The organism is Schumannella sp. 10F1B-5-1, assembly GCF_006517535.1.
Classification (GTDB): domain Bacteria; phylum Actinomycetota; class Actinomycetes; order Actinomycetales; family Microbacteriaceae; genus Schumannella.
Window position 1 is genome coordinate 65908 of record NZ_VHQH01000034.1, and the last position, 21070, is coordinate 86977.

11 protein-coding genes and 1 other RNA gene are annotated in these 21070 nt (G+C 71.9%); 11 read left to right on the forward strand and 1 reads right to left on the reverse strand.

The genetic code is table 11. From position 1 onward, the window contains the following. The first annotated feature begins 66 nt into the window (after positions 1-66). The 3 genes from FJ658_RS16045 to FJ658_RS04490 all read left to right on the forward strand — a co-directional run bounded on the left by FJ658_RS16045 (position 67) and on the right by FJ658_RS04490 (position 5671). Positions 67-2385 carry a DUF262 domain-containing protein gene (locus FJ658_RS16045; protein ID WP_255447558.1) on the forward strand — a complete coding sequence of 773 codons (2319 nt, stop codon included), beginning with the start codon at positions 67-69 and terminating at the stop codon, positions 2383-2385. 62 nt (positions 2386-2447) lie between these two features. Beyond that, positions 2448-4550 carry a phosphate acetyltransferase gene (gene pta, locus FJ658_RS04485; protein WP_141144178.1) on the forward strand — a complete coding sequence of 701 codons (2103 nt, stop codon included), beginning with the start codon at positions 2448-2450 and terminating at the stop codon, positions 4548-4550. Then, the gene (locus FJ658_RS04490; RefSeq protein WP_141144179.1) at positions 4547-5671 is read left to right on the forward strand and encodes an acetate/propionate family kinase; all 1125 of its coding nucleotides are present in this window, start codon (positions 4547-4549) and stop codon (positions 5669-5671) included. Before pta ends, FJ658_RS04490 begins: the two co-directional genes overlap by 4 nt. Before the next feature lie 3 nt (positions 5672-5674). Here FJ658_RS04490 and FJ658_RS04495 read toward each other — a convergent pair whose 3' ends face one another. After that, entirely contained in the window at positions 5675-6325 is a 651-nt protein-coding gene (locus FJ658_RS04495) for an NAD(P)H-binding protein (RefSeq protein WP_141144180.1), read from the reverse strand. A 157-nt stretch (positions 6326-6482) separates the two neighbouring features. Here FJ658_RS04495 and ffs point away from each other — a divergent pair. The 8 genes from ffs (at position 6483) to FJ658_RS04535 (ending at position 21008) form a co-directional block, all read left to right on the forward strand. Continuing rightward, positions 6483-6579, forward strand: an RNA gene (ffs, locus tag FJ658_RS04500) — signal recognition particle sRNA small type. Between the two features lie 408 nt (positions 6580-6987). Next, complete coding sequence (locus tag FJ658_RS04505) at positions 6988-14052, forward strand: IPT/TIG domain-containing protein (RefSeq protein WP_255447575.1); 7065 nt, start codon at positions 6988-6990, stop codon at positions 14050-14052. A 212-nt stretch (positions 14053-14264) separates the two neighbouring features. Beyond that, positions 14265-16712 (forward strand): DNA polymerase III subunit gamma and tau, encoded by a 2448-nt coding sequence (locus tag FJ658_RS04510; protein ID WP_141144182.1) that lies wholly within the window; start codon positions 14265-14267, stop codon positions 16710-16712. Further along, positions 16712-17311: a recombination mediator RecR gene (recR, locus tag FJ658_RS04515; protein WP_141144183.1), complete on the forward strand. Its 600-nt coding sequence runs from the start codon at positions 16712-16714 to the stop codon at positions 17309-17311. Before FJ658_RS04510 ends, recR begins: the two co-directional genes overlap by 1 nt. A 124-nt stretch (positions 17312-17435) precedes the next feature. Beyond that, positions 17436-17852 carry a helix-turn-helix transcriptional regulator gene (locus tag FJ658_RS04520; protein WP_255447576.1) on the forward strand — a complete coding sequence of 139 codons (417 nt, stop codon included), beginning with the start codon at positions 17436-17438 and terminating at the stop codon, positions 17850-17852. A gap of 118 nt (positions 17853-17970) precedes the next feature. Beyond that, the gene (locus FJ658_RS04525; RefSeq protein ID WP_141144185.1) at positions 17971-18369 is read left to right on the forward strand and encodes a VOC family protein; all 399 of its coding nucleotides are present in this window, start codon (positions 17971-17973) and stop codon (positions 18367-18369) included. A gap of 138 nt (positions 18370-18507) precedes the next feature. Then, positions 18508-19773, forward strand: a complete 1266-nt coding sequence (locus tag FJ658_RS04530; RefSeq protein WP_141144186.1) for an aspartate kinase — start codon at positions 18508-18510, stop codon at positions 19771-19773. A gap of 182 nt (positions 19774-19955) precedes the next feature. After that, positions 19956-21008, forward strand: coding sequence for an aspartate-semialdehyde dehydrogenase (locus tag FJ658_RS04535; RefSeq protein ID WP_141144187.1), 1053 nt, complete (start codon positions 19956-19958; stop codon positions 21006-21008). Positions 21009-21070 lie beyond the last annotated feature (62 nt).

Below are 21070 nucleotides of genomic sequence, written 5' to 3' on the forward strand. Positions count from 1 at the left end.
CCCCTTGTCGCACGGCTCGTTTATCGTGAGCCGAGGTCCGCTTCGGGCTGCGACGAGAGGGGCGCCGTGCACGTTCAGGAGATCCGACTCCAGCAGGTACTGGAGGGAACCAAGCAGTACCGGGTGCCGCTCTACCAGCGGACGTACTCGTGGACTCCGCGGCAACTGAACCGCCTGTGGAGCGACGTCGCGGCTCTTGCCGAGTCGCGGTTGGCTGATCCCTCAGCGACACACTTCACCGGCTCGCTCGTCCTCTCCACGGGCGAGATCGGGCCCGGCGGCTCCGAGTTTCTGGTCGTCGACGGGCAGCAGCGGTTGACGACCCTCTCGGTGCTGATTGCGGCGATTCGGGACCACATCGCGCGATTCCAGCCGTCTTCGGTGGCCACGGTTGCTCGACTGCACGAGACCTACCTCGTCGACAGGTTCAAGTCCGGCGACGACCGCTTGAAACTCCTCCCGACCCAGGCTGACCGCGCTGCGTTTCGGGCAATCGTCGACGACGCCGTTCCCGATGGAATCCAGTCCGGCGTGGTCGACGCCTACCGCTTCTTCCGCGGGAAACTCGCCCAGGTCGATGATCCCGACGATCCGAATGACATCGACCGAATCGCGTCGGTCGTCTTGGACGGACTCGTCTTCGTCGCAATCACGGCGAATCAGGACGACAACGTCTATCGGATCTTCGAGTCGCTCAACAACACCGGGATGAAGCTCACCCAGGGTGACCTGCTCCGCAATTACATCTTCATGCGGCTCGGGCACCGAGGAGATGAGGTCTACACGTCGATCTGGCTCCCCATGCAGTCGCTGCTCAGCGCGAGTGAATTGGAGAGTCTGTTCTGGATGGAGATGACCTGGAGCCGTCCAGAAGCGAAGGTCGGTGACATCTACGCACTTCAAGAGGGACGGCTGTCGTCGCTTGCTGACGAGCAGATCGAGATCGAAGTCCGGCGATTCGCTCGCCTGTCTGAGCTCCTCGCGCAGATCCGTGAACCCTCGCATGTGCGCGAACCGCAGATCCGATCCGCACTCGAACGGCTCGCGGAGTGGGGGAGCACCGCCACCGACCCACTGGTGCTGAAGCTGCTTTCTTTGCACGCCGATGAGGGCATCAGTGCCGAGGACGTCGCGCGAGCCCTGAAAATCCTCGAGTCCTACCTCGTTCGCCGTCTCGTCATCAACGCTCCCTCGAACGGGCTTTCGCGCATTGTGCTTCGGGCCGCCGGGGAACTGGACCTCAGCGACGTCGTCGGATCTCTCCACCGATATCTCTCGACGGGACGCAAATTCTTCGCCTCCGACCGACAGATCGCGGAAGCCGTCACGTCCAAACCGTTCTATTTCTCGGGTCGGCCGAACCAGCGGAAGACGCTGCTGTCGTGGCTCGAACTCGCTGTCGCGGGAAAGGAACCTGCCTCGTTGAGCAGTGCATCGATTGAGCACGTGATGCCGCAGACATTGAACGAATCCTGGCGCGCCGATCTCGCGGTCGACATGGGTGAGTTCGCAACGGTGGACGATGTGCATGAGGCATACCTCCATTCCCTCGCGAACCTCACCCTCACCGGGTACAACTCGGAACTCAGCAACTCGCCCTTTGCGACGAAGCGTGAACTCTTCGCTCGCAGCAACATCGCGCTGAATTCGTACATCGCTGGGCAGAGCGCTTGGGGCGTTACGGAGCTGAACGCTCGCGGCGCGGACCTCGCGGCTCTCATCAGCCGAGAGTGGACAGCGCCGGTCGACGACGTCTTGGTCCAGGAGTCAACGGTGTCCTGGAGCGTCGCGGCGGAGATCATCGACTCGATTCCCGTTGGCCGTTGGACCACTTACGGCGACGTTGCGAGTCTGGCTGGCACTCACCCTGTACCGCTTGGCGGGTACATCAGCCGAACACCGATTCGTCACGCCTGGCGCGTTCTGCAGGCGGCAGGAACGGTTTCCCCCGGATTCCGCTGGATTCCGGGAAGCGAGCACGAGGGTGCCGATGTGCGCGCCGTGCTCGAGTCGGAGGGGATCGAGTTCGATCTGGACGGTCGCGCCGCCGGAACAGCGCGAGTGAACATCGCGGAACTCGCCGAACTCGCCGGAATTGAATTCGATGACGCGGGCTCGATGGATTTCGGTGACGAACAGGGCGACGAAGAGGTCGTTTTCACTCTCGATGGAATCGAACGCCGTCTGACTCGTGAAGCTGTGCGTGACCGACTCCGATCCGCGACCCCGGGCAAGATCACGACCTATTGGGTGGAGGTCGACGGGATCGTCTGGCCGGTCAAACAGGCCCTCGCCGTCGCGCTCGGGATCGAGGCTACGCAGTTCCAGTCATGGACCGCTCGCCAGCGCTTGAGCACATTGGGTTTCGAGATCGGCGGCGAATGAAGACACTGTGCGGATCCCGCATTCCCAGCAGGTCAGGGCATCCTCACTTCTAGGCTGGTCGGGTGACGACCCGCATCTTCATCGCGTCCGCCGAAGGCCATACGGGAAAGTCGACGGTGGCCCTCGGCGTCGTCGAGCTGCTGCAGCGCCGCGCGACCCGGGTCGGCGTGTTCCGGCCGGTCGCCCGCACGACGCAGGAGCGCGACTACGTGCTCGAGCTGCTGCTGGCGCATTCGAGCGCCGAGCTCGACTACGACACCTGCATCGGCACGACCTACGAGCGCGTTCACAACGACCCCGACGGCGCCCTCGACGAGATCGTGACGCGGTTCGCGGCGGTCGAGGCGGCGAGCGACGCGGTCGTGATCGTCGGCAGCGACTACACCGACATCGGCTCGCCGACCGAGCTGAGCTTCAACGCGCGCGTGGCCGCGAACCTGGGCGCGCCGGTGCTGCTGGTGCTCGGCGGCCGCCAGCAGGACGGCGCGAGCGCCCGCACCCCCGACGAGCTGCGGCAGGTGGCCGAGGTGACCCGCGCCGAGCTGCGGGCCGAGCACGCCGGGCTGCTGGGGCTCATCCTGAACCGCGCCGATCCGGCGCACCTCGACGAGGCGGTCGCCGCAATCGAGAGCGGCTTCGACGTCGAGGCCGAGCGCGTGCCGGTGTGGGCGATCCCCGAGGATCCGGTGCTCGTCGCGCCGTCGTTCCGCACGATCGTCGAGTCGCTGGATGCGCGGCTCATCCGCGGTGAGGAGGCCCTGCTCGATCGCGAGGTGCTCGGCACGGTGATCGCGGCGATGTCGCTGGAGAACGTGCTGCCGCGGCTGCTCGAGGGCGCCGTCGTGATCGTGCCGGGTGACCGCTCCGATGTGCTGCTCGGCACGCTGCTGGCACACGAGTCGGAGACCTTCCCTTCGCTCGCCGGGGTGGTGCTGAACGGCGGTGTCGAGCCGGCCGCATCCATTCAGCGCCTGCTCGACGGACTCGGCTCGCCGCTGCCGATCGCCGCGGTCGGCACGGGCACCTTCGACACCGCGGTCGGCATCACCCGCACGCGCGGGCGCCTGGCGGCCGATTCGGCGCGCAAGCAGGATGTGGCGCTGGGCCTGTTCGAGCGCAGCGTCGACGGCGAGGCGCTGGCGAACCGCCTCGATCTGGCGCCTCCGTCGGTCGTGACGCCGCTGATGTTCGAGCACGGGCTGCTCGACCGCGCGCGGGCGGACCGTCAGCACATCGTGCTGCCCGAGGGCGACGACGACCGCGTGCTGCGTGCCGCGGGCACTCTGCTGCAGCGCGGAACGGCGCAGCTGACGATCCTGGGCGAGGAGGCGGTCGTGCGGGCTCGGGCCGCCGAGCTGGGCGTCGATCTCTCGGATGCGGCGGTCATCAGCCCCTTCGACGAGCAGCTGCGTCAGCGCTTCGCCGAGGAGTACGCCCGCGTGCGATCGCACAAAGGCATCACGGTCGACCAGGCCGCCGACACCGTGACCGACGTGAGCTACTTCGGCACGATGATGGTGCACCTCGGCCTCGCCGACGGCATGGTGTCGGGCGCGAAGCACACGACCGCCCACACGATCCGCCCGGCCTTCGAGATCATCAAGACCAAGCCGGGCGTCTCGGTCGTCTCCAGCGTCTTCCTCATGGCCCTGGCCGACCGGGTGCTCGTCTACGGCGACTGCGCGGTCATCCCCGACCCGACCTCGGAGCAGCTGGCCGACATCGCGATCAGCTCGGCCGCCACGGCCCGGCAGTTCGGCATCGAGCCGCGCGTGGCGATGCTGAGCTACTCGACGGGGGAGTCGGGAACCGGCGCCGACGTCGACAAGGTGCGGGCCGGAACCGCGCTCGTGCGCGAGCGCGCGGGCGACCTGCTGGTCGAAGGGCCGATCCAGTACGACGCGGCCGCCGACCCGACCGTCGCCGCCACGAAGATGCCCGATTCGGCCGTCGCCGGGCGTGCGACCGTGTTCGTATTCCCCGACCTGAATACGGGCAACAACACCTACAAGGCCGTGCAGCGCAGCGCGGGCGCCGTCGCCATCGGACCGGTGCTGCAGGGGCTCAACAAACCCATCAACGACCTCTCGCGCGGAGCCCTCGTGCGCGACATCGTCAACACGGTCGCGATCACCGCGATCCAGGCCCAAGGGAGCGAGCGGTGAGCCGCGTCTTCGTCGTCAACTCCGGATCGTCGTCGATCAAGTACCAGCTGGTCGACCCCGAATCCGGCGAGACGATCCTCTCGGGAACCCTGCAAAGACTGGGCGAGGAGGGCGGCGACGCCGCCGATCACGACGCGGGGATGCGCATCGTGCTCGACCGGCTGGGGCCGGACGCCGGAGTCACCGCGGTCGGCCACCGGGTCGTGCACGGCGGCGCGCGATTCGATCGCGCGGTCGTCGTCGACGACGCTGTGATCGCCGAGATCGAGAAGCTCAACGACCTCGCTCCGCTGCACAACCCGGCGAACCTCGACGGCATCCGCGCGGCCCGCGCCGCGTTCCCCGATGTGCCCCACGTGGCCGTCTTCGACACCGCGTTCCACCAATCCATGCCGGAAGAGGCATGGAGGTATGCGATCGACCGCGAGCTCGCGGATCGGCACGCCGTGCGGCGCTACGGATTCCACGGCACGAGCGTCAAGTACGTCACCGAGCGCGCGGCCGCTTTCCTCGGACGACCGCTCGGCCAGCTCAAGCAGATCGTGCTGCACCTCGGCAACGGCGCGAGCATCACCGCCGTCGACGGCGGACGCAGCGTCGACACCTCGATGGGCCTCACGCCGCTCGAGGGCCTCGTGATGGGCACCCGCTCGGGCGACCTCGACCCGGCGATCGTGCCCTACCTCGGTCGCGTCGCCGGCCTCGATCTGGCCGAGCTGGATGCGCTGCTCAACAAGGGCAGCGGACTGCTCGGGCTCACCGGCACGGGCGACATGCGCGACGTGCAGCGGGCCGCGGCGGAAGGCGAGCCCCGGGCGCAGGAGGCGCTCGCGATCTGGCGCCACCGGGTGAAGCACTACGTCGGCGCCTACGCCGCCATCCTCGGCGGGGTCGACGTGATCGTCTTCACGGCCGGCATCGGCGAGAACAACCCGCTGCTGCGCCGGCGCACGATGTCGGGACTCGAGTTCCTCGGCATCCGCGTCGACGACGATCGCAACGAGCTCGACTCGCGCGCCGAGCGCCGCATCTCGCCCGACCGCGCGCCGGTCGAGGTGCTCGTCATCCCGACCGACGAGGAGCTCGAGATCGCACGGCAGACGGTGGCGCTGACGCGCTGACGCTCAGAGCCCCGCGACCGCCTCGGCGATCGGCGTCGGGCCCGAGGTGAGCTCCACCTGGCGGTGCACGCCGCCGCCCGTGCGCAGCAGCTCGGCGAGCACGGCGGCGACGTCGGCGCGCGGGATGTCGCCGCGTGGCACCTCGTCGGCGACCGCGATCGCTCCGGTGCCCGGCTCGTCGAGCAGGCCGCCGGGCCGCAGGATCGTCCAGTCGAGCTCGTCGCGCTCGCGCACCGCGGCATCCGCCTCGCTCTTGGCGCGCAGGTAGACCTGGAACACGTCGTCGGAGTCGGGATCGAAGCGGTCGGCGCCGATCGCCGACACCAGCAGGTAGCGCGTCACGCCGGCCTGCACGGCGGCGTCGGCCAGCAGGATCGCCCCGTCGCGGTCGAGGGTGAGCTTGCGCGCGGCGCCGCTGTTCGCGCCGGCGCCGGCCGCGAACACGACCGCGTCGGCGCCCGAGATCGCCTCGGCGACCGCGGCGTCGTCGGCCTGCTCGAGATCGAGCACGACGGCCTCGGCACCGGCCGCGGCGAGGTCGTCGGCGTGGTCGGGGTTGCGCACGAGGCCGCGCACGCGGTGTCCGTCGGCGCTGAGCAGAGAGGAGAGGAGGAGGGCGATCTTGCCGTGCCCGCCCGCGATCACGATGTCCATGGCGCCAGTCCACCGCATCCGCCGAGATCACCGCCGCGTCGGGAGTCGATGCGGATGCGACGCCCAGGAACGCGCGCGGGTCGACACCGAGGAACGCGCGCGGGTCGATGCCCAGGATCTCCGGCGGATGGAGCGACGCCGTGCCGCTACACTGAAGCCCGGCTCCCCGCGTGGCGCCATCCAGGCCAACTCCCCCAGGGCGGAAACGCAGCAAGGGCAACCGGGCTCTGGCGGGTGCGCGGGGGGTCCTTTTCTTTGTGCGAGTCTCCGCCGCCCGCGGCTGCTGGAGCATCTGCGACTTCCGCATCCTCGCCCGCAGCCTCAGTCCTGAGCCGCTCTCCGGGCTGCCCCCGAGGGATGCCCGGTCCTGGGATTCGCATGTCCGTTTGGGTTCTCGCCGTGCCCGTTTCGGTGGGCCGAACGGGAAACTGGGGATGCCCGGATAACCGTTCAGGGGGCTTGAAAACGACATTCACCCGCGTATCGTGAGAGTCAGTCACCCGACGGGGAACCCGATCCCGGACCAACCACCCGAGAGCGCTCTCCGTCAGTCGGATCAGGACACGGGGAAGTGTGACGTGGGGGAAATGAATCGCGCGATCCGTCGCGCAGAGAAGTTCAGCAAGTGGGGAAGCCGGGGGCTGGCTCTCCTCGCCGCCGTGATGACCGGGGTCTTCCTGGTCGGCATCGGCGACAGTCAAGCGGCCCCCGGTGACCGCTCGAGCGCGAGCGGCACCTTCCTGTCGGGCTCGCTGCTCGGCGTGGTCGACCCGGTCGTCACGCAGGCCCAGGCGCAGAACCTCGGCACGACCGCGACACAGATCGACCGGCACAGCCTCGATGTCGGGCTGATCGAGGGTCGCGTGCTGCAGCTGCCGGCGAACCTCGGCATCCCGCTGCACCTCGCCGACGCGGGCGCGCTCGGCTCGTACGCCAAGGCAGAGCCGACCGCCAGCTCGGTCGGCGCCTCGGGCCTGGTCGGCAACGACGGCGCCGTCGGCGTCGGCTCGGTGCCGCCGAACCAGGTGCCCGGCAACCTGACCCTCGACCTGCACGACATCATCGGGCCGACCCTCGCTGCCGAGCTCGCCGATCTGCACCTCGACGCCGGCGCGATGAGCGCTCGGGCCGAGTCCGTCGGCGGCGGCGTCCCCAGCGGGACCTACGAGATCGCCGGCGGCAAGCTCCGCATCACGAGCAACACGCTCAAGGGGCTCAACGCGGCCGTCACCCCCGCGGTGAACAACCTGCAGACCAGCCTGCAGGGCACGCTGACGACCAACACCGGCACCGCTCTGACCACCCTGCAGAACAGCCTCAGCACTCTGCTCGGCTCCGTGCTGCCGGTCAGCTTCCCGGCCGCCAACAACAACGCCTCGATCAGCCTCGACCTCGCCTCGGTCGGCACGCTGCCGCAGCAGCTCACGACCTCCGACGGCAGCGTCAGCATCGACCTCGCCACCGGCGAGATCAGCGCCGACCTCAGCAAGATCGGCGGCGGTCTCAACGGCCAGCCCGCCAACACCGAGGTTCTCTCCGCGACGGCGCTGCAGCAGATCTCCGGATCAGTGCTCACCCTGGTCGGCTCCGCCGTGGACCAGCTGCAGAGCAAGCTCAACACCGCCGTGCGCAACGCGGCCGTCACCATGAACGTGCAGCTGCGTGTGGCCGGCGTCAACGTGATCACGCTGCGCGTCGCCGCCCCGCTCGGCCAGTTGGTCGACGGCACGGCGCCCGCCGCATCCATCTCGCTCTCGACGCTCGGCATCGGCCTCGGCATCAGCCTCGGCGCGGTCACGCCGCTCATCGGGGCGGCGCTCGCGCCCGTGCTGACGGCCGGCACCACCGGCGTCGGCACCGCGATCACCAACCTGCGCACGACGCTCGTCACGCCGGTGACGAATCTGCTGCAGCCGGCGCTGACCGCGCTGAACACGATCTTGTCGCTGAAGGTCAACGTGAAGGAGCCACTGCCTGCCCAGGCCGGCCGGCCGTTCAGCCAGACCGCGTTGCGGATCAGCCTGCTGAACTTCGCCAGCCTGCCGGGCGGAGACGGGGGCGCGCCCGGTTCGCCGGGCGTCGCTCGCACGGCGCTCACCGACCCCGGTGTGCTCTTCCTCGACATGGCGAACGCCGAGGTCGGGCAGGCCGTCGACGGCAACGCCGTGGCCGTGCCGCCGCGCGTCGACTCGCTGAGCCCGACCTCCGGCCCCGAGGCCGGCGGCACCGTCGTCACGATCAACGGCGCCGGCTTCAACGGCACCCAGTCGGTCACCTTCGGCGGCACGCCCGCGACGGTGCTGACGCAGACCGACACGCAGCTCACCGTCAAGACGCCGTTCCACGTCGCGGGCGCCGTGCCCGTGATCGTCACGACCGGATCCGGCGCATCCCAGCCCGGCACCTTCACCTACGTGCCCGGTCTCGCGCTGACCACCGCCGTGCCCAACGTGGGTCCGATCGCGGGCGGCACCGTCGTCACCCTCACCGGCTCGTGCCTCGACACCGTCACCGGCGTCACCTTCGGAGGTACAGCGGGGACGATCATCAACCACGTCTCGGCGCAGGAGCTGACCGTGAGCACCCCGGCGCACGCCGCGGGCGCCGTCGACGTGACCGTGACCGGACCCGCCGCGTGCGGCACCAGCGCGACGCTGGCCGGCGGCTTCACCTTCCAGACGCCGCAGCCCCTCGTGCCCGCGATCACCGGCGTCGCCCCGCAGCGCGGACCCGAGACCGGCGGGCAGACCGTCGTCATCACCGGCAGCAACTTCACCGGTGCGAGCGCCGTCACCTTCGACGGCGTCGGAGCCACGGCCTTCACCGTGAACAGCCCGACGCAGATCACCGCCACCACGCCGCCGCACGCGGCCGGCACGATCGGCGTCGCCGTCACGACCCCCGTCGGCACGTCGGGCACCTCGCCCTACGTCTACGAGCCGGTCATCGCGATCACCGCGGTGACGCCGGGCTCCGGACCGACCGCCGGCAACGCGCCCATCACGATCGACGGCCGCTGCTTCACCGGCGCGACCAGCGTCGACATCGGCGGCGCCCCGGCGACGAACCTGACCATCACCGACACCCGCATCACCGCGACGACCCCGGCGGGCGCCGCGGGTCCGGCCGACGTGGTCGTGCACGGTAGCACCGCCTGCTACGGGGATGCGACCGCCGCCGGCGCCTACAGCTACGTCGCTCCGGCCAAGCCGGTCGTGACGGACCACACGCCGATCGAGGGCCCGAGCACGGGCGGCACGACGGTGCTGTTCACCGGCACCGGCTTCACCGGCACGACCGGCGTGCAGTTCGGCGGGGTCCCCGCCACGGACGTGCAGGTCATCAGCGACACGGCCCTGCGCGCCACGACCGCGGCCCGCACGCCCGGCCTGGTGACCATCCTGGTGCAGCACCCGAACGGCGACACGACGATCGCCGACGGCTTCACCTACACGCCGCCGCCCGCGCCCACCGTCAGCGGATTCACCCCGACCAGCGGCCCGACCGCCGGCGGCACCGAGGTGACGATCACCGGAACCGGCTTCACCGGATCCACCGGCGTGACCTTCGACGGCGCCGCGGGCACCGCGTTCGTCATCGACTCCGACACGCAGATCCGCGCCACCACGCCCGCCCACGCGGCCGGCCCGGTGACGGTGGCCGTGCAGCACCCGAGCGGTGACGCCGCAGCCGCGGGCACCTTCACCTACGAGGCGCCGCCCGTTCCGAACGTCACCCAGCTGTCGCCCGCGAGCGGCACGCAGCTCGGCGGCACGCTCGTCACGATCACCGGCACCAACCTCGGCGACACGAGCGGCGTGACCTTCGACGGCCTCGCCGGCACGCTGCAGAGCGTCAGCGCCACCCAGGTGACCGTGCTGACCCCGGCGCACGCGCCCGGCCCGGTGGATGCGGTCATCCAGTCGCCCAGCGGCGACGTGACCCGCTCGTTCACCTACCTGCCCGACGGCGCGCCCTCGGTCACGACGCACACGCCCACGACCGGCCCGACCGCCGGAGGGACGCTCGTCACGATCGACGGCGCCGACCTCGACGGCGTGACCGCCGTGGAGTTCGACGGTCTCGCGGGCACCATCCAGAGCAAGACCGCGACGCAGATCACCGTGCTGACCCCCGGCCACGCCACGGGCGCGGTCGATCTGGTGCTGCGCGACCCGGCCGGCGACGTCACGATCGCGGGCGGCTTCGACTACCGCGACCCGGCCGCGCCGACCATCGCCACGGTCGACCCGACCACCGGCACCACGGCCGGCGGCACGGTCGTCACGATCACGGGCAGCGGCTTCCTCGCCGCCACCGGCGTGACCTTCGGCGGCGACGCCGGCACCGGCTTCACGGTCGTCAGCGACACCGAGATGCGCGTCAGCACCCCGGCGCACGCCGCCGGCGGCGTGCCGATCGTCGTGCAGCACCCCGACGGCACCGCGGCAGCGGGCACCTTCACCTTCACGGCGACCCCGCCGACCGCCACCGCGATCACCCCGAACTCGGGCAGCACCGCGGGCGGGGAGGTCGTGACGATCACCGGCACCGCGATCGGCACCGCCACCTCCGTCGCCTTCGGCGCGGATGCGGGGACCGCCATCGAGGTCGTCGGCCCCGACACGATCCGGGTCACCACCCCGGCGCACGCCGCCGGCACCGTGTCGGTCGTCGTGACGACGCCCGACGGGCAGACCGCGCCGCTCGACTACACCTACGTGCCGGCCCCGCCGACGCCCACGATCGGCGGCATCTCGCCGGTGTCGGGCCCGACCACCGGCGGCACCGCGGTGACGATCACCGGAACCGGGTTCACCGGCGCCACCGGCGTCACCCTGGGCGGCACCGCGGCGACCGGCGTCACGGTCGTCAACGACACGACCATCACGGCCACCACCCCGGCGCACGCCGCCGGCGCGGTCGACGTGGTCGTCACGGCCCCGGGCGGCACGGCGACGCTGACCAACGGCTTCAGCTTCCAGCCCGGCCCGGCCATCACCGGCCTCACGCCGACCAGCGGCGGCGTCGCGGGCGGCACGAGCGTCACGATCATCGGCTCGAATCTGACCGGCACCACCGCGGTCAGCTTCGGCGGCACGGCGGCGGCCGGCTTCACGGTCGACAGCGACAGCCAGATCACGGCGACCACCCCGGCGCACGCCGCCGGCGCGGTCGACGTGCAGGTCACCACGCCCATCGCGGCGACCACGAGCGCGGGCGCGTTCACCTACCTGCCCGCTGCCGCGGCCGCCTCGGTGAGTCCCGCATCCGGACCGGACACCGGCGAGCAGGCCGTCACGATCACCGGCACCGGCTTCACCGGCGCCACCGGCGTGACGATCGGCGGCACCGCCGCGACGAACGTCACCGTGGTCAGCGACACCCAGATCACCGCCACCACGCCGGCCCACACGGCCGGGGTCGTGGATGTGGTGGTGCAGCACCCCGCGGGCGACAGCACCCTCACCGGCGCGTACACCTTCGTCAGCAGCGCTCCGCCGACGGCGACGAGCTTCACGCCGACGACCGGATCGACCGCGGGCGGCACGACCGTGACGATCACCGGAACCGGCTTCATCGGAGCGACGGGCGTGACCTTCGGCGGCACCGCCGGCACGTCCTTCCAGGTGGTCGACGACACGACGATCACGGTCTCCACTCCCGCCCACGCCGCCGGCGACGTCACGGTCGTCGTGCAGCACCCGAACGGCACCGCGGCGCTCGCCGACCCCTTCACCTACACGGGCACGGCGCCGAGCATCCAGTCGGTCTCGCCGGCCACCGGCCCCGCGGCCGGCAGCACGACGGTCACGATCTCGGGCCCCGGCCTGGGTGACGCGACCGGCGTGACCTTCGGCGGACTCGCCGGCACGACCCTCACCCGGGTCGACGCCGACGCGATCACGGTCGTCACGCCGGCGCACTCGGCCGGCACCGTGGATGTGGTGGTCACCCTGCCCACGACGACGCTCACGCAGTCGAACGGCTTCGAGTACACGGGAGCGCCGACGGCGCCCACCGCGAGCTCGATCACGCCGGCGACCGGATCGACGGCGGGCGGCACGACCGTCGAGATCGCCGGCACCGGGTTCACCGGGGCGACGGCCGTGACCTTCGACGGCACCGACGGCACCTCGTTCCAGGTCGTGAACGACACGCTCATCCGGGTCACGACGCCGGTGCACGCGGCCGGCAACGTCGCGGTCGTGGTCGAGCATCCGAACGGCGACGCGACGGTCACGGGCGGCTTCGACTACACGGCGAGCGCGCCGAGCATCGACGGCATCTCGCCCGCCGACGGCCCCGCCGCCGGGAACACGACGGTCACGATCACCGGACCCGGCCTGGGCGACGCGACCGGCGTGACCTTCGGCGGAACCGCCGCGACCGACCTGACCCGCGTCGACGACGACACCATCACGGTCGTCACGCCGACGCACGCGGCCGGGCCCGTGGATGTGGTGGTCACGCTGCCGACGACCACCCTGACCGCGACCAACGGCTTCGAGTACACGGGAGCGCCGACCGCGCCGACCGCCACCGGGATCACGCCGGCGAACGGCGCGGCCGCGGGCGGCACGACCGTCGACATCGCCGGCACCGGGTTCACCGGGGCGACCGGCGTGACCTTCGACGGCACGGACGGCACCTCGTTCCAGGTCGTCAGCGACTCGCTGATCCGGGTCACGACGCCGGCGCACGCCGCCGGGAACGTCGCGGTCATGGTCGAGCACCCGAACGGCGACGCGAGCGTCGCCGGCGGGTTCACCTACGACCCGGTCGCGCCGAGCATCCAGCAGATCGCGCCCACCGCCGGACCGGCGGACGGCGGAACCACCGTCACCATCACCGGCCCCGGCGTCGGCGACGCCACCGGCGTCACCTTCGGCGGCAACGCCGCCTCGACGCCGACCCGGGTGGATGCGAACACGATCACCGTCATCACCCCGGCGCACGCGCCCGGAGCCGTCGACGTGATCGTCACGCTGCCGACCGCCACGCTGACCGCCACGAACGGCTACACCTTCGCCGGCGACGCTCCCGCGATCACCGACGTGACGCCGAGCGCCGGCCCGGCCGGCGGCGGAACCACCGTCACGATCGGCGGCACCGGCCTCACCGGCACCACCGAGGTGCAGTTCGGCGGAACGCCCGGAACCGACGTCACGGTCGTCGACGACAGCACCGTCACGGTGGTCTCGCCGCCGCACCTGCCCGGCAACGTGCACATCCTGCTCGTCAACCCGAAGGGCGACGTGCAGGTCGACGACGGCTACGGCTACGTCGGCGCGAACGACCCGGTCGTCACCGGCGTCAGCCAGGACCCGCTGCCCACGACCGGCGGACGCATCCGCATCTTCGGACGCTTCTTCACCGGAGCCACCGGCGTCACCTTCGACGGCGTGCTCGGCTCGGACTTCGCGGTCATCGACGACAACACCATCGAGGTGACCGCACCGCCGCACGCGCCCGGCCGCGTGCAGGTGCGCATCCTCACCGCGACCGGCGGCTCGCTCCCCTGGGAGATGGAGTACGTGCTCGCCGCAGACCCCGGTGCGCCGGGCGACGGTTCGGGTCCGTCGTCCAGCGCTGCCGGAAGCGGTGGCCTCGCGGCCACCGGCACCGACGGAGGACGCTGGGTATTCGGGGCTCTCGCGATGCTGTTCGCGGGTGCAGCCCTGCTCCTCCGAGGTGCACGTCGCCGGCGGTTCACCGCCGCGTGACCGAGCGGGGGGAGCCCTTCGGGTGGGCTCCCCCCGTTCCGCCCCCTCCCGGGCTGACTGCTCGGGCAGTCCCCCCTCCGACCGACCCGGGTCGGGCATCCGCACCCCCTCTTCAGCGGATGCCCGACCCGGGCCGCACCCCGTGCGGCGCCCGTGCGCCGAGGGGTGGATGCGGGCCTGCCGACGTCGGAGGTCGCCGGTAGTCTGTGCGGGTGGTCACCGCCCTGTATCGCCGCTATCGGCCGGAGAACTTCGCCGAGCTGATCGGGCAGTCGCAGGTGACCGATCCGCTGCGCACCGCCCTGCGCACCGACCGCGTCAATCACGCCTACCTCTTCAGCGGCCCGCGCGGCTGCGGCAAGACCACGAGCGCGCGCATCCTGGCCCGCTGCCTCAACTGCGCCGAGGGCCCCACCGACACCCCCTGCGGCACCTGCGCCTCGTGCGTCGAGCTGGCCCGCGACGGCGGCGGCTCGCTCGACGTGATCGAGATCGACGCGGCCAGCCACAACGGCGTCGACGACGCCCGCGACCTGCGCGACCGCGCGGCCTTCGCCCCGGCCCGCGACCGCTTCAAGATCTTCATCCTCGACGAGGCCCACATGGTCACGAGCGCGGGCTTCAACGCCCTGCTCAAGCTCGTCGAAGAGCCGCCGGAGCACGTCAAGTTCATCTTCGCGACGACCGAGCCCGAGAAGGTCATCGGCACGATCCGCTCGCGCACGCACCACTATCCGTTCCGGCTGGTGCCGCCCGCGACGATGCTCGACTACCTGCAGCAGCTCTGCGAGAGCGAGGGCGTCGAGGTACAGCCCGGCGTGCTGCCGCTCGTCGTGCGCGCCGGCGGCGGCTCGGTGCGCGACACCCTCTCGCTGCTCGACCAGCTCATCGCCGGCAGCGAGGGCGCGCTCGTGCAGTACGAGCGCGCGGTCGCGCTGCTCGGCTTCACGCACGGCGCCCTGCTCGACGAGATCGTGGATGCGCTGGCCGCCGACGACGCGCCGGGCGCCTTCGCCGCGGTCGACCGCGTCATCCAGACCGGTCAGGACCCGCGCCGCTTCGTCGAGGACCTGCTCGAGCGCCTGCGCGACCTGATCGTCGTCGCCGCGACCCGGGAGGGCGCCGCCGCCGTGTTGCGCGGCGTGCCGGCCGACGAGCTCGAGCACATGGGCCGACAGGCGGCGTCGTACGGCTCGGCCGCGCTGTCGCGCGCCGCCGACATCGCCAACGCCGCCCTGACCGAGATGACCGGCGCCACCTCGCCGCGCCTGCACCTCGAGCTGCTGCTCGCCCGCCTGCTCGTGCCCGCCGCCGACGCGACCGAGCGCGGCGCGCTGGCCCGCGTCGAGCGCCTCGAGCGCCGCGTCGGCATCGAGGATGCGACGGGCTCGGGCGCGTCGGGAGGGGCGCGTGCCGCTGTGCCGGCGGCTCCGGAGTCGGCCTCGTCCACACCGTCGGCATCCATATCGACGCCCTCGGCTGCTCCGGCCTCGACCGCTTCGGAGCCGGCCGCTCCGGCGCCTGCTGTCCCGGCGACCGCTGCGGACCCCGCATCCGGCCGGCCCGCGTCGAGCCAGCGCGACGCCGCGCCGACGGAGCCGACCGCACCCGCCGTCGCCGCAGAGACCGCCCCCGAGCCCATCCCGACCTCCGAGCCGCGCCGCGCCGAGCGCCCGGCCGCACCGGCGCCGGTCGGCCCGGTCACCCTGCAGCAGGTGCGCGACGCCTGGCCCGAGGTGCTCGAGGTCGTCCAGGAGTCGAACCGGCGCGCCTGGATGGTCGCGATGACGGGCGTCGTGCGCGACTTCCACGACGAGGTGCTCACCCTCACCTTCCCGAGCCAGCGCGACATCGAGGGCTTCCGCGGCTCGGCGCAGCAGGCGCTCGAGAGCCCGAGCGAGCAGCTGCGCAGTGCGATCCAGAAGGTGCTGGGCGTGCGCGTGAAGTACATCGTCAAGCCGGTCGACGGCCCCGCGGCTCCCGCCGCGGGCGGGTCCCGCCCGGCGGAGCCCGCGGCTCCGCGCGGGGGAGCGTCGTCGGCGCCGGCCGCCCCGGCCACCCCGTCGAGTGCCCCGACCGGCGCGGGCGCCGGCGCGTCGGCGAGCACGACCTCCGCGGGCGGCTGGAACGTCGCGCGCATCCCCGACTCCGACCCGTCCGCGCCCGCCGCGGACCCCGACCCGGCCCCCGCGAGCGCGGCCGCGGGCGCCGCGACGTCCGCAGCGACGCCCGCCCCCGCCGAGCCGGGCGGCATCGACGCCGCGGGATGGGCGGCTCCGGGCCTCGGTGGATCCCCCGGGTTCAGCGCCGCCGCCGACGCGGCGGATCAGGCCGGCGACTCCGCAGCGAAGGCCTCAGCCGGCGACGCGCCGTCCGACGACGACGCCCCGCCGGACTACGACGCCCCGCCCCCGCCCGACGACGGCGTGAGCCGGCCCGCCGCGCGCAGCTCGGCCGCCGCATCCATGCCGACCGCCGCCGCGGCGCCGGCTGCCCGCCGCACGCCGCCGACCGCCCCCCGACGCCCCGCCGCGCCGCAGGGGCAGCGCTACGGCGAGGCCGTCGTGCGCGAGATCCTCAACGCCACCTTCATCGAGGAGCACCAGATCGAGTCGAAGGTGCGCCCCGTCGCCGAACCGCCCCGAGGGGATGACTTCTGATGTACGAGGGCATCGTGCAGGAGCTGATCGACGAGCTCGGCCGCCTCCCCGGCGTCGGACCGAAGTCGGCGCAGCGCATCGCGTTCCACATCGTGCAGACCGAGACCTACGACCCGACGCGGCTGTCGCAGGTGCTCGCCGAGGTGCGCGACAAGGTGCGCTTCTGCCAGCGCTGCGGCAACGTCGCCGAGGGCGAGCTGTGCTCGATCTGCCGCGACCCGCGCCGCGTGCCGACCGTGATCTGCATCGTGGAGGAGGCGAAGGACGTCGTCGCGATCGAGCGCACGCGCGAGTTCCGCGGGCTGTACCACGTGCTCGGCGGCGCGATCAGCCCGATCGACGGCATCGGCCCCGACCAGCTGCGCATCACCCAGCTCGTGCAGCGCCTCGCCGACGGCACGGTCACCGAGGTGATCATCGCGACCGACCCGAACCTCGAGGGCGAGGCGACCGCGACCTACCTGAGCCGCCTGCTCGTGCAGCCGGGCCTGCGGGTCAGCCGCCTCGCCTCGGGCCTGCCGGTCGGCGGCGACCTCGAGTACGCCGACGAGGTCACGCTCGGCCGCGCCTTCGAGGGCCGCCGGCTCGTCGAGAACTGAGCCGCGAGTTGCCCAGTTCTGCCGCGTTCTGGCCCGGGAACCCGGCAGAACTGGGCAACTCGGACGCTCTCGCGGCCCCGCGATGGGCGCGGCGCGCGCGTGCTCGGGAGCGCCGCGCGTGCCGCTGACGCCCGAGCGCCGCGCCGAGCTCACCGCCCTGCGCCGCGCCCGCGACCTCATGGACCGCGAGTTCGCCTCCGGGCTCGACGTCGCCGCGGTCGCGCGCCACGCGCACATGTCGGCGGCGCACTTCTCGCGCCGCTTCCGCGCGGCCTACGGCGAGAGCCCGCACTCCTACCTGATGACCCGGCGCATCGAGCGCGCCATGCTGCTGCTGCGACAGGGCACGAGCGTCACCGACGTCTGCCTCGCGGTCGGCTACAGCTCGCTCGGCTCGTTCAGCACCGCGTTCACGACGATCGCGGGGGAGTCGCCGAGCGCCTATCGCGCCCGCCCGCACTCGCCCTTCGAGGAGATGCCGGGCTGCGTCGCGCGCGCCGTCGCGCGCCCCACCCGGCTGCCGCGTCCGCCGAGCGCCTGACCCGCATCCACCGCGCTCGGCATCGACTGCACCCGCATCCACCGCGATCCGCCGCTGCACCGCGCATCGAGCACGATCCGAGAAGCGGATGCGCGCCCCCGCGCCTAGCGTGAGACCCATGAGCATCGGACTCCGCTTCGTGAACATCACGGTCGACGACGTCGACGCCGCCATCGTCTTCTACCGCGACGGCCTCGGCTACGAGACCCGCAACGACATCGCCTACGGCGACGGCCGCTGGGTCACCCTGGGCGTGCCGGGCGAGGCCGCCGAGCTCGTGCTCTCGCAGCCGCACGCCGGCCGCGCACCCGCCGATGCCGACGCGCTCGGCGAGCTGCTGGTCAAGGGGATGCTGCCGAACCTCGTCTTCCTCAGCGACGACGTGGATGCGGCCTTCGCCCGTCTGCAGCAGCACGGCGCCGAGATCGTGCAGGAGCCGACCGACCAGGACTGGGGCCCGCGCGACTGCGCCGTGCGCGACCCCGCGGGCAACATGATCCGCATCTCGGCGGCCTGAGGCGCGCATCCACGGCCCGCGAGCCGACCCTCGAGCCGGCCCGCGAGCGCGCTCGCGGCGCCCGGTGTCACACGGTCGGGCGCGCATCCCGTGCCTCGGTATGATTCCCGAGGAATCGAGCAACCGGGAGTCGGCGCAGTGAGCCTGATCGTGCAGAAGTTCGGCGGATCGAGCGTCGCCGACGCGGAGAGCATCAAGCGCGTCGCCAAGCGCATCGTCGAGACGCGCAAGGCGGGCAACGAGGTCGTCGTCGCGGTCAGCGCGATGGGCGACACGACCGACGAGCTGATCGACCTCGCTCACGAGGTCACGCCCATCCCCGACGCCCGCGAGATGGACATGCTGCTCACGACGGGCGAGCGCATCTCGATGGCGCTGCTGGCGATGGCGATCAAGAGCCTCGGCCACGAGGCCCGCAGCTACACCGGCAGCCAGGCCGGCATGATCACGGATGCGCAGCACGGCGCCGCCCGCATCGTCGACGTCACCCCGGTGCGCGTGCGCGAGGCCCTCGACGAGGGCGCGATCGCGATCGTCGCCGGCTTCCAGGGCTTCAACCGCGACTCGCGCGACATCACGACGCTCGGCCGCGGCGGCTCGGACACGACGGCCGTCGCGCTCGCCGCGGCGCTGAACGCCGACGTCTGCGAGATCTACACCGACGTCGACGGCGTCTTCACCGCCGACCCCCGCGTGGTGCCCCGCGCGCACAAGATCGACCGCATCACGAGCGAGGAGATGCTCGAGCTCGCGGCGGCCGGGGCCAAGGTGCTCTACATCCGCGCGGTCGAGTACGCCCGTCGTCACGGCGTGACCCTGCACGTGCGCTCGTCGTTCAGCCCTGTCGAGGGCACTCTCGTCGTCAACCCCACCGAGGGAGAGAAAGTGGAAGAGCCGATCATCACCGGTGTCGCCGGCGACCTCAGCGAGGCCAAGATCACCGTCGTCGGCGTGCCCGACGTGCCCGGCAAGGCGGCCGAGATCTTCACGATCGTCGCCAAGACCGGCGCGAACATCGACATGATCGTGCAGAACGTGTCGGCCGCGGCCACCGGCCTCACCGACATCTCGTTCACGCTGCCGAAGGCCGACGGCCAGAAGGTGCTCACGACGCTCAAGGCCGAGCAGCCCGACGTGGGCTTCCAGTCGCTGCAGTACGACGACCAGATCGGCAAGCTCTCGGTCGTCGGCGCCGGCATGCGCACGAACGCGGGCGTCTCGGCGCAGCTGTTCACCTCACTGAGCGACAACGGCATCAACATCGAGATGATCTCCACCAGCGAGATCCGCATCTCGGTCGTGACCCGCGCCGACTCGCTCGCGAAGGCGACGCAGGTCGTGCACACGGCGTTCGGGCTCGACGGCGACGGCGACGCCAAGGTCTACGCCGGCACCGGGCGCTGAGCCTCTGCTGACCGGGACCGGCTGACCGGTCTCTCGGGTCGACCGCCGCATCCACCGATTCGTGCCGATCTCCGTCGAGGTCGTGCCGATCCGGCCCGCGCGGCTCCCCGCGCCACGGCGCCGCTGGGCGTCGCGCCCTACACTCTCCGTAATCCTTCTCGCACCATCGATCGGGCACATCCATGAGCACTTCCGGTATCCGTCTCGGCGTCGTCGGCGCCACCGGCCAGGTGGGCGCCGTCGTGCGTCGTCTGCTCGAGGAGCGCGACTTCCCGATCGCCGAGATCCGCTTCTTCGCCTCGGCGCGCAGCGCGGGCACGACGCTGCCGTTCCGCGGCGAGCAGATCACGGTCGAGGATGCGTCGGTCGCCGACCCGACAGGCCTCGATGTCGCGATCTTCTCGGCCGGCGCGACCATGTCGAAGGTGCAGGCGCCGCGCTTCGCCGCCGCCGGCGTGACCGTCGTCGATAACTCGAGCGCCTGGCGCATGGACCCCGAGGTGCCGCTCGTCGTCAGCGAGGTCAACCCGCACGCGATCGACCACGCGGTCAAGGGCATCATCGCCAACCCGAACTGCACCACGATGGCCGCGATGCCGGTGCTGAAGCCGCTGCACGAGAAGGCCGGCCTGACCCGCCTGATCGTCAGCACCTACCAGGCCGTCTCGGGCGCCGGTCTCGTCGGCGGCGAGGAGCTGCTGGCCGAGGCGACCGCCGCGGTCGGCCAGGATGCGATGGGTCTGGTGCAGGACGGCGCCGCCGTCGCCTTCCCCGCCGCGAAGGCCTTCCCGACCACGATCGCGTTCAACGTCATCCCGCACGCCGGCGACTTCGTCGACGACGGTCTCGACGAGACGGTCGAGGAGCAGAAGCTGCGCAACGAGACGCGCAAGATCCTCGAGATCGACGGGCTGCCGGTCAGCGGAACCTGCGTCCGCGTGCCGGTCTTCACGGGCCACTCGCTGTCGATCAACGCCGAGTTCGCCGCGGCGCTGAGCCCGGCCGAGGCGCGCGACCTGCTGGCCGACGCCCCGGGCGTGCAGCTCGTCGACGTGCCCACGCCGCTCGCGGCCGCGGGCGCCGACCCGAGCCTGGTCGGCCGCATCCGCCAGGACGAGGGCGTCGAGGGCGGTCGCGGCCTCGCGCTGTTCATCTCGAACGACAACCTGCGCAAGGGCGCGGCGCTCAACGCGGTACAGATCGCCGAGCTGCTCGCGTCCCGCGTCAGCGCCTGACCCGCACCCCGACCACACGGTCCGAGTCGCCGTCGTGATCCATCGCAATTCAGCAGGGATCG

What these genes read in the sequence shown, in the direction of transcription:
- FJ658_RS04495 (WP_141144180.1), bottom strand. Translation starts at nt 6,325, where the DNA reads ATGGACATCGTGATCGCGGGCGGGCACGGCAAGATCGCCCTCCTCCTC.
- FJ658_RS04535 (WP_141144187.1), top strand. Translation starts at nt 19,956, where the DNA reads ATGAGCACTTCCGGTATCCGTCTCGGCGTCGTCGGCGCCACCGGCCAG.
- FJ658_RS04505 (WP_255447575.1), top strand. Translation starts at nt 6,988, where the DNA reads ATGACCGGGGTCTTCCTGGTCGGCATCGGCGACAGTCAAGCGGCCCCC.
- FJ658_RS04525 (WP_141144185.1), top strand. Translation starts at nt 17,971, where the DNA reads ATGAGCATCGGACTCCGCTTCGTGAACATCACGGTCGACGACGTCGAC.
- recR (WP_141144183.1), top strand. Translation starts at nt 16,712, where the DNA reads ATGTACGAGGGCATCGTGCAGGAGCTGATCGACGAGCTCGGCCGCCTC.